11 protein-coding genes are annotated in these 12472 nt (G+C 32.2%); 7 read left to right on the top strand and 4 right to left on the bottom strand.

Features of this window, described 5'->3' with window-relative positions; all coding sequences use genetic code 11:
- The first annotated feature begins 150 nt into the window (after nt 1-150).
- From rpsA to BMZ09_RS10150, 5 genes are all read left to right on the top strand, one after another.
- Nucleotides 151-1989 carry a 30S ribosomal protein S1 gene (gene rpsA / locus BMZ09_RS10170; protein ID WP_090840167.1) on the top strand — a complete coding sequence of 613 codons (1839 nt, stop codon included), beginning with the start codon at nt 151-153 and terminating at the stop codon, nt 1987-1989.
- Nucleotides 1990-2115: 126 nt separating this feature from the next.
- Nucleotides 2116-2655, top strand: a complete 540-nt coding sequence (gene pyrR / locus BMZ09_RS10165) for a bifunctional pyr operon transcriptional regulator/uracil phosphoribosyltransferase PyrR (protein ID WP_090840165.1) — start codon at nt 2116-2118, stop codon at nt 2653-2655.
- Between the two features lie 130 nt (nt 2656-2785).
- The gene (locus tag BMZ09_RS10160) at nt 2786-3715 is read left to right on the top strand and encodes an aspartate carbamoyltransferase catalytic subunit (RefSeq protein ID WP_090840163.1); all 930 of its coding nucleotides are present in this window, start codon (nt 2786-2788) and stop codon (nt 3713-3715) included.
- A 2-nt stretch (nt 3716-3717) separates the two neighbouring features.
- On the top strand, nt 3718-4050 hold the full coding sequence (locus BMZ09_RS10155; RefSeq protein WP_090840161.1) for a ribonuclease Z: 333 nt from the start codon (nt 3718-3720) through the stop codon (nt 4048-4050).
- A gap of 53 nt (nt 4051-4103) precedes the next feature.
- Nucleotides 4104-5009, top strand: coding sequence for a ribonuclease Z (locus tag BMZ09_RS10150; protein WP_090840158.1), 906 nt, complete (start codon nt 4104-4106; stop codon nt 5007-5009).
- On the opposite strand, the gene BMZ09_RS10145 is transcribed toward BMZ09_RS10150, so the two are convergent.
- Complete coding sequence (locus BMZ09_RS10145) at nt 5006-5314, bottom strand: DUF3784 domain-containing protein (RefSeq protein ID WP_090840154.1); 309 nt, start codon at nt 5312-5314, stop codon at nt 5006-5008. The genes BMZ09_RS10150 and BMZ09_RS10145 overlap by 4 nt on opposite strands.
- Before the next feature lie 48 nt (nt 5315-5362).
- Here BMZ09_RS10145 and pdxH point away from each other — a divergent pair, with 48 nt between their 5' ends.
- Together pdxH and BMZ09_RS10135 are read left to right on the top strand one after the other, a co-directional pair.
- On the top strand, nt 5363-6010 hold the full coding sequence (pdxH, locus tag BMZ09_RS10140; RefSeq protein WP_090840152.1) for a pyridoxamine 5'-phosphate oxidase: 648 nt from the start codon (nt 5363-5365) through the stop codon (nt 6008-6010).
- 159 nt (nt 6011-6169) lie between these two features.
- Nucleotides 6170-6664: a CAP domain-containing protein gene (locus BMZ09_RS10135; protein WP_090840150.1), complete on the top strand. Its 495-nt coding sequence runs from the start codon at nt 6170-6172 to the stop codon at nt 6662-6664.
- 446 nt (nt 6665-7110) lie between these two features.
- Here the strand turns inward: BMZ09_RS10135 and BMZ09_RS10130 are convergent, their stop codons facing one another.
- The 3 genes from BMZ09_RS10130 to BMZ09_RS10120 all read right to left on the bottom strand — a co-directional run.
- Complete coding sequence (locus BMZ09_RS10130) at nt 7111-9057, bottom strand: OmpA family protein (RefSeq protein WP_090840148.1); 1947 nt, start codon at nt 9055-9057, stop codon at nt 7111-7113.
- 1 nt (nt 9058) lies between these two features.
- A complete protein-coding gene (locus BMZ09_RS10125; RefSeq protein WP_090840145.1) occupies nt 9059-10006 on the bottom strand; it encodes a PorP/SprF family type IX secretion system membrane protein in 948 nt (315 codons plus the stop codon).
- A gap of 9 nt (nt 10007-10015) precedes the next feature.
- The coding region (locus BMZ09_RS10120) for a T9SS type B sorting domain-containing protein (RefSeq protein ID WP_143067810.1) at nt 10016-12472 on the bottom strand (2457 nt) is incomplete at its 5' end.

Below are 12472 nucleotides of genomic sequence, written 5' to 3'. Positions count from 1 at the left end.
CATACAAGAAAGATGAAAAGGGATTAAAACAATTTTATTTATAACACTTCTGTGTGTTAGCGCCTAATTCTTCTAGACATAACAGAATACAAAAACATAATGTATTTATATTTCAGCGAAAGCGGGAAGTACATTATTAAATTTATTTAAATGGCTGAAAAAGCAAAACAAGCAGAAGTTGCATCTCAAGAAGTAACTGCAGAAACAAAAGTAGCTCCAGTAGTATCTGAAGCTCAAGCAAACCCTGAAAAATTCTTAGCAGATTTTAACTGGCACAATTACGAAGAAGGAATTGATGAAGTTGAAGATTCTCAATTAAAAGAATTTGAAAAATTAGTATCAGAAAATTTCGTAGATACTTTAGATGATGAGGTTGTTGAAGGAACAGTAGTGCACATGACAGATCGTGATGCAATTATTGACATCAACGCTAAATCTGAAGGAGTTATTTCTTTAAACGAATTTAGATACAATCCAGACTTAAAAGTAGGAGACAAGGTTGAGGTATTAATTGATGTACGTGAAGACGCAACAGGACAATTAGTATTATCTCACAGAAAGGCTCGTGTAATTAAGGCTTGGGATAGAGTAATTAAAGCTAATGAAACTGGAGAAATCGTTAACGGTTTTGTTAAATGTCGTACTAAAGGTGGTATGATTGTAGATGTTTTTGGTATCGAAGCATTCTTACCAGGATCTCAAATTGATGTTAAGCCAATTAGAGATTACGATCAGTACGTAAACAAAACTATGGAATTTAAAGTTGTGAAAATCAACCACGAATTCAAAAACGTAGTAGTTTCTCATAAAGCTTTAATTGAAGCTGATATTGAAGAGCAGAAAAAAGAAATCATTGGTCAACTAGAAAAAGGACAAGTATTAGAAGGTGTTGTTAAAAACATTACTTCTTATGGTGTGTTTATTGATTTAGGTGGTGTTGATGGATTAGTTCACATTACAGATTTATCTTGGTCAAGAATTAACCATCCAAATGAGATTGTTGAGTTAGATCAAAAATTAAATGTTGTAATCTTAGACTTTGATGAAGATAAGTCTAGAATCCAATTAGGTCTTAAGCAATTATCTAAACATCCTTGGGATGCTTTAGGAGAAACTGTTGCTGTAGGTGATAAAGTTAAAGGTAAAGTTGTTGTAATCGCTGATTACGGTGCATTTATCGAAGTTGCAGAAGGAGTTGAAGGTTTAGTACACGTTTCAGAAATGTCATGGTCTACTCATTTACGTTCTGCTAACGACTTTGTAAAAGTTGGTGACGAAATTGACGCACAAATCTTAACTTTAGATAGAGAAGATCGTAAAATGTCATTAGGTATCAAGCAATTATCTGCTGATCCATGGACAGATATTACAACTAAATATCCTGTAGGTTCTAAGCATTCAGGTATTGTACGTAACTTTACAAACTTTGGTGTTTTTGTTGAATTAGAAGAAGGTATTGATGGATTAATTTACATCTCTGACTTATCTTGGACTAAGAAAATCAAGCATCCATCTGAGTTCTGTAACGTAGGTGATACATTAGATGTAGTAGTATTAGAGTTAGATGTTGAAGGACGTAAATTATCTTTAGGTCATAAACAAACAACTGATAATCCTTGGGATAAATACGAAACTGAGTTTGCTTTAGGTACAACACACACAGCTGAAATCGCTGATGTTGTAGATAAAGGAGCTACTATTGAATTTAACGAAGATATCGTTGCTTTCGTACCATCTCGTCACCTTGAAAAAGAAGACGGTAAGATGTTAAAGAAAGGTGATTCTGCAGAATTCAAGATTATCGAATTTAACAAAGAATTCAAACGTGTTGTTGCATCTCATACTGCTATATTTAAAGCAGAAGAAATGGCAAATGTAAAAGCAGCTGTTAAAAAGGCAGCTTCTCAAGCTGACGAAGCTAAACCAACTTTAGGTGATGCTAACGAAGCTTTACAAGCGTTAAAAGATAAAATGGACGGTAAAGTATAAGCTTTAAAGTTTTTATCAATATTAAAAGCCTCTCAGAAATGAGAGGCTTTTTTATTTGGTACAAAAACAGCTTTCAACTTATAATAATTTACTTTACCTTTGTTTACCAAACCCGTTTGGAATACTATGAGTCAAAAAGTGCTACTTAACGCAACAGAAGTCAACATCATTCTACATAGATTGGCTTGTCAACTCATCGAAAATCATAATGATTTTTCTAATACCGTTTTAGTTGGTATACAACCTAGAGGTAAATATTTGGCTAACCGTTTAGCAACCATGCTAAAAGAGGATTACAAAATTAAAAACTTACAATTAGGACATCTAGATATTACGTTTTATAGAGATGATTTTAGAAGAGGAGACACCACATTAGAAGCTAATACTACAGAGATTAATGTACAAGTTGAAGATAAAAATATTGTTTTTATTGACGATGTACTTTATACTGGACGTAGTATTCGTGCAGCTTTGACCGCAATTCAATCTTTTGGAAGACCTAAAGAAATTGAATTATTAACCTTAATAGACAGGCGTTTTAGTAGACATTTACCTATACAACCAAATTATAGAGGTCGTCAAGTAGATGCTATAAATAACGAAAAGGTAAAAGTAAACTGGATGGAAAATGAAGGAGAAGATGCTGTATATTTAGTTAATAACTAAACATAAACTTGCTTAAATGCTTTACATAGCATTTATCTAACAAAATAGTAAGTTAATAAAAGGAACAAGATTATAATCATCAATACAATAGCTATTTAAACAGTGCTATTTAAAACTGAAAACAAATAATATGGGCGAGTTAAGTGTCAAACATTTATTAGGAATCAAGTATCTTAATAAACAAGATATAGAGCTTATTTTTAAGACAGCAGATCACTTTAAAGAAGTTATTAATCGTCCTATTAAAAAAGTACCATCTCTTCGTGATATTACTATTGCGAATTTGTTTTTTGAAAACTCTACACGTACAAAACTGTCCTTTGAATTAGCAGAGAAACGATTGTCAGCGGATGTCATTAATTTTTCGGCTTCGCAATCGTCAGTAAAAAAAGGAGAAACATTAATAGATACTGTAAATAATATATTATCCATGAAAGTGGATATGGTTGTTATGCGCCATCCAAATCCAGGAGCAGGTGTCTTTTTATCCAAGCATGTTAATGCTAGTATCATCAACGCAGGAGATGGAGCGCATGAGCATCCAACACAGGCCTTATTAGACAGCTATTCTATAAGAGAGCGTTTAGGTAGTGTTAAAGGTAAAAACGTGGTTATTGTTGGAGACATACTACACAGTCGTGTTGCATTATCTAATATTTATGCTTTAAAGTTGCAAGGTGCTAATGTCATGGTTTGTGGTCCTAAAACATTATTACCAAAACATATTGAAAAATTAGGAGTAAAGGTAGAAACTAATTTAAGAAAGGCGCTTAATTGGTGTGATGTAGCAAATATGTTGCGCGTACAAAATGAAAGAATGGATATAAGTTATTTTCCATCTACAAGAGAATATACACAACAATACGGAGTTAATAAGGCATTATTAGATAGCCTAGACAAAGAGATTACAATAATGCACCCTGGACCAATAAATAGAGGTGTAGAGATTACTAGTGACGTTGCAGATTCTAAACAAGCCATTATTTTAGATCAAGTACAAAATGGAGTAGCGGTTAGAATGGCGGTAATTTACTTATTAGCTTCTAAAATAAAACAATAGTTATGATTATAGATCAAAATGAAAACTTAGCAATTATAACCCAAGAAAATGCTACGGTTATAGAATTAGTTAAAAAAATAGAAACACTATATCCTAAATTTAAAAATAATAATATTATCGTTAATTTAAATGCTACAAAAGTGGTGTCTTTAAAAGATGTTATTGAGTTTTTAAGAGTATCTAATCAACACCGCGCTGCAAAACATTCTTTTGTAATAGTTAACGAAGGTGCAGATACAGACAACACGCCGGACGAAATAATAATTGTACCAACGCTTCAAGAAGCACACGACATTATTGAAATGGAAGTTATGGAACGCGATTTAGGGTTTTAAAACACCTTTTTAGTGAATTTTATTTTGTCTTATAATTAAATTAATATTCTTTAATGAAATTAAATATCTTAGGTTGTTACAGTGCAACACCACGTACATTTACTAATCCTACATCTCAAGTATTAGAAATTAATAATCACATTTTTTTAATAGATTGTGGAGAGGGAACGCAAGTACAACTAAGAAAAAATAAAATTAAGTTCAGTCGCATTAAGCACATTTTTATTTCGCATTTACATGGCGATCACTTTTTTGGGTTAGTCGGATTAATTTCTACTTTTAGATTATTAGGACGTGATACGGAGCTACATATTTATTCCCCGAAAGGGTTAAAAGAAGTCATTACACTTCAAATGAAGTTAGCCAATTCTTGGACTAATTACAAGCTTACGTTTCATGAGTTAACTAATAAGGAGTCAGAAATTGTTTTTGAGGATGAAAAGGTTGAAGTACGCACCATCCCTTTAGATCATAGAATTTACACTAACGGGTTTTTATTTAAAGAAAAGCCAGGAGACCGTAAATTAGATATGAATGCTGTTTTAAATGAAAATATAGATGTGTCTTATTATCGAAAGTTAAAACAAGGGGCAGATGTTACAAATGAAGCGGGAGAGGTTGTAAAGAACGAAACCGTAACCAAAGCACCTAATAAACCTAAAAGCTATGCATTTTGTAGCGATACGGCTTATAAAGAAGATATAATACCACTTATAAAAAACGTAGACGTATTATATCACGAATCTACTTTTCTAGAAAAACATGCTAAATTAGCAGCCCCAACAAAACATAGTACTGCAAAACAAGCAGCAAGTATTGCAAAGCAAGCTAATGTTGGACAGTTAATATTAGGACATTATTCTACACGTTACGACGATTTAAATGTTTTTAAAACCGAAGCACAAACAATCTTTGACAATGTTGTACTTGGTGACGATGGTAAAGTTTTTGAGTTTTAAATTTTATAACGCCTATTAACTACAAAAAGGCTTATAAGAAGTAATACAATTAATAGTACACTATTAAAGTATAAGATGTTTTTGTCACTTACGTGGTTAAGTGTTAATAATAAAAAGGATACTATATTAAGTATTCCTAAACCAACTAATACTTGTTTTAAAAATAAGGCTAAACCTTTACTATCTATTTTTGCTTTTTCAGAAGGACTTAATGTATTGTATCCAGCAATTAGATCTGGATATTTCTTCACTAAAAAACCACAAATAATTAGAATTATACTTACCAAAAGTTGAGAATACATCATGCCTTAAAAATAGTAAAAAACGCGTAAATTTACATATAAATTAATGTTATGGAAAAAGACTTAAGTAATTACAGAAAAACTTACGAGAAAGGAGCGTTGTTATTAAAAGACACACCTGAAAACCCATTAGAGCTTTTTAGGTCTTGGTTTAATGAAGTGGATCAACATTTTCCTGAAGACGAAACTAACGCGATGACAGTTGCTACTATTGGTAGCGACGGATTTCCTAAAAGTAGAGTGGTGCTTCTTAAAAAATTCACATATGAAGGCTTTATTTTTTATACTAATTATGATAGCGAAAAAGGAAAAGCGATACTTAATAATCCAAATGTATGTTTATCCTTTTTCTGGCATGGTGCAGAACGACAAATCATAATTAAAGGAAAGGCGGAAAAAATAGCAGAGAATTTAAGTGATGGTTATTTTGAATCTCGTCCACGTGGTAGTCAACTAGGTGCAATAGTATCAAATCAAAGTAGTATTGTAGAGAGTAGAGAGGTATTAGAATTTAAATTAAGGCAGCTTGAGCTTGATTATGAAGGGAAAGAAATTGAGAGACCTACGTTTTGGGGAGGGTTTATTATAAAACCTATTTCTATTGAGTTTTGGCAAGGTAGACCTAATAGATTGCATGATAGAATTCTATATGCATTAGATGCTGAGTTTAATTGGGTTAAAAACCGTTTATCTCCATGATTTAATCGTTTAAATACATTTATAATATGTATTTAATCGATTAAAAGCATATTGAAACGTCAAAAAGCATGTTTTTAATCGATTTTAACATTTCTTTAACAGTTTGTTAGAGTAACCTGTTCTATTTTTAAAGTCCCAAACCTACTTAACTCTTTAAAAATGAGAAAATTTACCTACCTACTGACTGTTATGTTACTAACAATAACCTTAACATCTTGTTCAACTGATAGCTTAGATGAAACTGCAGATTATAATGTTGAAGCTCTAGTTATCCCAGAAGCAAAACCAATTGAAATTGAAATTTTAGAACTTATTAATCAACACCGTATAAGTATTGGTTTAAACGTTTTGGTTAGTCACCAGCTTATAAAAGGACAAGCTTTTAGTCATACAGATTATATGACAGATATTAATGAGGTAAATCACGATCATTTTTTTACTAGAAAATCGTTCTTAGTAGATAATGCAGATGCCGTAAAAGTATCTGAAAATGTCGCTTATGGATTTTCAAGTGCTGCATCAGTAGTAAATGCCTGGTTAAATAGTGAAGGACATAGAGGTAATATTGAAGGTGATTACACAGATTTTGAAATTTCTGCAGAGTTAGGAGAAAATAACAAATGGTATTTTACTAATATTTTTATGAAGAAATAATTATATTTTTTACATGATTTTTAATTGATGTAAAAATCACGGATTTATAATAGGATGAAAAAGCCTCAACAATAGTTATATTGTTGAGGCTTTTTTTATGTAGACCAAATTTGTAACAATTATTTAGGGAATGGCGTTTATAGTTATAGATATAAGTCTCTTTCTGTTATTAGGGATTACGAATTTTAACTAATGTAATATGTACATGCTATTTTAGTTATAAGCGTTGTTTTAAGGCTTCTTGTGTAGGAGTTAATACTTTTGTTGTATAATAACTGTTATAGCAAAGCGGCTGCGCTTAATGTTGTTAATTGATACAATTGCCTATAAAGTTTCAACGTATTATAAAAGAATGCGAAAAATACAATGTTGTTTTTAGATATAATTATTCACTAATCCGCATAACATAAAAAAAGCCTTTCTAATTTAGAAAGGCTTTTTTTTATTTATTTGTATTGATTTGTGATTATAAACTTAGATCGTCTATTCTCTTCATGTTCTTTATCAGTACATTTTACACCGTTAGTACAGTGATTTAGTATTTGTGATTCTCCATACCCTATAGCACTTTGTATTCTGCCATCCTCAATACCTCTTGAGTAAAGATAATCTCTAGTTGACTTAGCACGTCTATCAGACAGTTTTAAATTGTAAGCATCACGTCCTCTAGCGTCAGTATGAGATTCGATTTTAATAATCATCTTAGGATGTTCTCTCATTACAGCAACAATATTCTCTAATTCATATGCAGCATCAGTTCTGATGTCTGATTTATTGTAATCAAAGTAAATTGGGTTAATAACTATTTCATTATCTACAATTAATGGGTCTAGGTATAAATCTATAGTTGTTTCATCTCCGTTATTTGGCGATGTTACAAATCCTTGTTTGTCTGGTCTATAAATTACTCGCTCACCTAAAACTGTAAACGTCTTATCACAAGCGATATCTTTAAACTCGTACTTTCCATCTTTTTCAGTAAAGTAGGTATCTATAACTTTACCATCTATGTCTAGTAATGCTACTCTTACTTTATCTAAAGGCTTGTTAGATAGTTTATCGTATGCTACTCCAGATACAGTTTGTTTACATTCATATTTACCAAAAGCATAGATGTCATCACCACCTTTTCCTCCTTCACGATTTGAAGAGAAGTAACCTGATTGCGTTTCTGTATCAATAAAGTAACAAAAATCATCAAAAGGACTATTATATGGCGCTCCAAGATTTTTGATAAATACTTCCGTAGAATCGTTTCTTTTTATCTTTAATAAGTTAGTTTCAAATATATCAAGTAATCCTAAATTTAAATTGGCATCACTTGAAAAGTAAAGCGTAGAATCTTTAGCTACAAACGGGAATTTCTCGTTTCCTTCGGTATTAATTTCTGCTCCTAAGTTTTTAGGTACACCGTAAGTGCCATCCGATTTTATTGATACTTTATATAAGTCGGTTTGACCAAAACCACCTTCCATATCAGATACAAAATATAACGTTTTGTTATCAGGACTTAAAGCTGGTGCGCCACAAGAATAAGCATCGTTATTAAAAGGAAGCTCTACTACATTGCTCCATTTTTCTCCCGATAGCGTTGCTTTATATATCTTTAAATTAGAGGTTCCTTCTTTTGAATATTTACGTTTCTCTTTTTTATTAACGTTATTTCTAGTAAAGTACATTGTTTTACCATCATTGGTAATAGTCACTAAACCTTCATGATCATCTTTTGTATTAATTGACGAATTAAGTTTTTGTGGTTCACTAAATGTTTTTGCAGCTTTTTCTATTTTAGTATCAACTTCAAAAATATTTAAGAAAGGCTCGTTATTCCAATCATATAATTCTTTTTCGTCTGTAATAGAATCTTTAACCCAAGTAGAGTAGAAGTACATTTTATCTTTAAACTCATAACCTCCAAAATCAGAATACTGTGTGTTTAATTCTAAATTTTCAGTATCAACATACACTTTTTCAGTATTAGTTAATTGGTTATAGTTTTCCATACTAAAAACTTCAATATCCTTGATACGTTTATCTTTGGTATTTTTTAGTTTGAAGTCTCTTAAATACTCATTTGCTAAATCGTATTTTTTTTGACTTCTTAGAGTTTGTATATACTTATAAATATATTCAGGATCAATTGTTGGATATTTGGTTATTGCTTTATTGTACCAGAATTCAGCTTTTTCAACTTTACTGATATTAAAGTAACTATCACCAATTCTTTTTAGAATATATTCCGTACTATCTTCTTTTTTCAGAGCCTCTTTATAAAGTTCTGCTGCTTTTTCATAAGAGAAATCTCTAAAAAAGTTATCCGCTACTTTTGTTTGTGCGACAGCTTGTTGTACAAATAAGAAAAGTACTAAATATGAAATAATTTTTATTTTCATTTTAAAAATATCTAGGTGATTTTACACGTTTTGTAGGTTTGAATACTTCAAACATTATTAAGATTTCATGTGTTCCTCCAGTATATGGTCTCAAGTCAGTAATATAATGTTCGTAAGCATACCCAATTCTCATTTGTGGGGATACTTGAAAATCTGCTAAAGCTCCGATTGTTGATGTATCTCTGTTATATCTATAACTACCACCTAACCAGAATTTTTCGTTAAATAAGACGTGTGCACTAAGATCAAAAGATATAGGTGCTCCGTTAGTTACTTTTACTAGGGCAGAAGGTTTAAGTTTTGTGTTTTCGTCTAAATCAAACACATAACCTCCGGTTAAATAGTATCCAACACGTTCTAGCGCTATATAATCTACTTCAGGATCTAAAGCACTTTGATTGTAATCCGTATTAAGAATTCTTGGTGCAGATAAACCTACATACCACCTGTTTTGGTGCAAGTATGCTCCAACACCTATGTTAGGGTTCCATCTATTAGTAAAGTTACTAAAGAAAGGGTCTATAGCTACTGATGGATCATCTAAGAAACCTTCTTGATCTAAATTATAGTGTGTAAAACCGGCTTTTAATCCGAATGCTAATTTTGTTTTCTCAGAAAGCTCTATAGTATATGAAAAGTCTCCGTAAACAAAAACAAAATTTTCGTAACCTAACTCATCATTAATTACAGATAATCCTAGACCAATTTTCTCATTTTTAAGCGGAGCATGCACAGATACTGTTGAAGTGGTTGGCGCACCTGCTAATCCAACCCACTGGCTTCTGTGTAAACCAACAACACTAATAGTTTCTCTACTTCCAGCATAAGCAGGATTAATAGCAATAGTGTTAAACATGTATTGAGAAAATTGTGGTAATTGTTGAGCTAATGCATTTGCACAGCTCAACAGTAATATTACTCCAATACTATATAATTTTATTTTTTTCATTTATAGTTTTTATTTTGTTCCTAAGTAAAGAGGACCTGCTATTGGTTCGATTCCACTATCTAATATTTTTACTACATAGTAATATGTTCCGTTTGGTAGTCTACCTGCAGATCCAACTGATCCACTTGGACTTTGACCATTCCAATCATTTTGGTAATCTTTAGTTTCGAAAACGATATCACCAAAACGGTTAAATATTTGTAATTCTATTATGAAACCACATTCGTTTAATCCACCAACTGTGAAATACTCGTTATAGTTATCACCATTTGGAGTAACAGCTTTAGATATTTTTAAATCATCTTCTCCACATGGAAGTACTGTACAGTCATCATTAATATTAATAGTTAATTCATATGTGTTTAAACATCCTCCATTTAAAGTTGTGTAAGTAAAGACATAGTCTCCTAGTTCTACTTCAAGAGGATCAAACATTCCATCAACAATTTCTGTACCATTAGTTACAACCGTCCATTCTATAGTTGTATCGGCATCGGTTGGTAAGAATTGGTAAAGATCTATCGCACCATCTTCATTACATCTATCAGCCGTTAATGGTGTAGTAAAGTCTTCTGTAATCACATTAATTGTATGTGTAATTACTGTATCATTACCACAGTCATCAGTAGCTGTCCAAGTCCATACTAAGTCGTAAACTTCTTCATTACCAGTAAATGTTGTAGTTTCTTCAAATGTAATCTGTACATCATTTACAGAACAGTTGTCTTCAAATACTAATACAGGTACTTCAGGAACATTAGAACATATAACACTTGTTGGCAATTCTAAAGGCGTAACTAATGCAGGGCCTGTTGTATCAACTATAGTAACTGTAGCATTGAATGTAGTAGCATTACCAGTAGCATCCGTTAAAGTATATATTACTTCAATTGTTCCGCTAGCACCACAAGTAGATACTAAATTAGCAAAGTCATAATTTGAAGTTACTGTAACGTTATTGTCACATGCATCTGTAGCACAATTTTCAAGAGCAGTAATATTAGCCTCGTTCCATACATCAGCAAGTAAAGCATTATTGTCACCATCACATTCAATCGTTTCATCTAGAACCGCACAAGTTGTAACGTTAGGCGGTGTAGTATCTTCGATTAAGTCTGTAGTCGTTTGACCTGTAGCTGTTGCTGTTTCTCCATTTAGAATTGCTGTAGCTGTTATAGTAGCTGTGTTTACAACTTCTGTAGCATCAATATCTAATTGTGTAACTAAATACGTTGCAGTATAAATCCAAGTTTCAGTCGGCTCTAGAACATCGTTACTGTTTAAGTCACCAGAAACATAGATCACTGAAACAGGTGTCGCAGCATTAACTAGTAATGGATCTGTTATTACAACATTTTCTAATGATAAAGTACCAGTGTTTGTTACAGTGAATGTATATGTTATTGTTTCATCTACTTCAGTACATTCATTAGCATTATCATTATTGAAAACACCTGTTTTAACAATGTTAATTAATGCTGTTGGAGTACAGAACATTACTTCTGTATTATTCTCATCAATCACGTATGTATCTGTAGCAGTCACTTCAGTATTACCAAGAATTTCAGTACCCGTCACTGTTACCGTGTTAGTAATGATTCCAGCATCAACATCCGCTTGCGTTACTGTATAGTTATTAGCAGTATAGATCCAAGTTTCAGTTGGCTCAATCACACCATTAGTGTTAGCATCACCAGAAGGAATAACAGTAATATCACCACCTAATAATACATCTGTAACAGTAATAGCGTCAACCGATACTGTACCTGTATTAGTTACAGTGAATGTATATGTTACTTCGCTACCAACTACTAAACATTCTTCACCGTTAGCAATTTCAGCCGACTTGACAATGTTTAAACCAATAATAGGAGTACAGAACATTACTTCTGTATTATTCTCATCAATCACGTATGTATCTGTAGCAGTCACTTCAGTATTACCAAGAATTTCAGTACCCGTCACTGTTACCGTGTTAGTAATAATTCCAGCATCAACATCCGCTTGCGTTACTGTATAGTTATTAGCAGTATAGATCCAAGTTTCAGTTGGCTCAATCACACCATTAGTGTTAGCATCACCAGAAGGAATAACAGTAATATCACCACCTAATAATACATCTGTAACAGTAATAGCGTCAACCGATACTGTACCTGTATTAGTTACAGTGAATGTATATGTTACTTCGCTACCAACTACTAAACATTCTTCACCGTTTGCAATTTCAGCCGACTTAACAATGTTTAAACCATTAGTAGGTGTACAGAAAGTTACTTCTGTATTATTCTCATCAATTACATAAGTATCTGTAGCAGTTACATCTGTATTACCAAGAATTTCAATACCATCCACAGTTACTGTGTTAGTAATAATTCCAGCATCAACATCAGCTTGCGTTACTGTGTAGTTATTAGCAGTATAGATCCAAGTTTCTGTTGGCTCAATCACACCGTTAGTGTTAGTATC

Origin of the sequence: Olleya namhaensis (genome assembly GCF_900114005.1) — a bacterium.
GTDB lineage: Bacteria > Bacteroidota > Bacteroidia > Flavobacteriales > Flavobacteriaceae > Olleya > Olleya namhaensis.
The sequence above is the reverse complement of the archived record's forward strand: the minus strand, read 5'-3'. Positions and strand labels throughout refer to the sequence as shown.

Bases quoted from the DNA above. Each gene is read 5' to 3' on its own strand.
- BMZ09_RS10155 (WP_090840161.1), top strand. From the start codon at position 3,718: ATGATTATAGATCAAAATGAAAACTTAGCAATTATAACCCAAGAAAAT.
- pyrR (WP_090840165.1), top strand. From the start codon at position 2,116: ATGAGTCAAAAAGTGCTACTTAACGCAACAGAAGTCAACATCATTCTA.
- rpsA (WP_090840167.1), top strand. From the start codon at position 151: ATGGCTGAAAAAGCAAAACAAGCAGAAGTTGCATCTCAAGAAGTAACT.
- BMZ09_RS10125 (WP_090840145.1), bottom strand. From the start codon at position 10,006: ATGAAAAAAATAAAATTATATAGTATTGGAGTAATATTACTGTTGAGC.
- BMZ09_RS10145 (WP_090840154.1), bottom strand. From the start codon at position 5,314: ATGATGTATTCTCAACTTTTGGTAAGTATAATTCTAATTATTTGTGGT.
- BMZ09_RS10160 (WP_090840163.1), top strand. From the start codon at position 2,786: ATGGGCGAGTTAAGTGTCAAACATTTATTAGGAATCAAGTATCTTAAT.
- BMZ09_RS10135 (WP_090840150.1), top strand. From the start codon at position 6,170: ATGAGAAAATTTACCTACCTACTGACTGTTATGTTACTAACAATAACC.
- BMZ09_RS10130 (WP_090840148.1), bottom strand. From the start codon at position 9,057: ATGAAAATAAAAATTATTTCATATTTAGTACTTTTCTTATTTGTACAA.
- pdxH (WP_090840152.1), top strand. From the start codon at position 5,363: ATGGAAAAAGACTTAAGTAATTACAGAAAAACTTACGAGAAAGGAGCG.
- BMZ09_RS10150 (WP_090840158.1), top strand. From the start codon at position 4,104: ATGAAATTAAATATCTTAGGTTGTTACAGTGCAACACCACGTACATTT.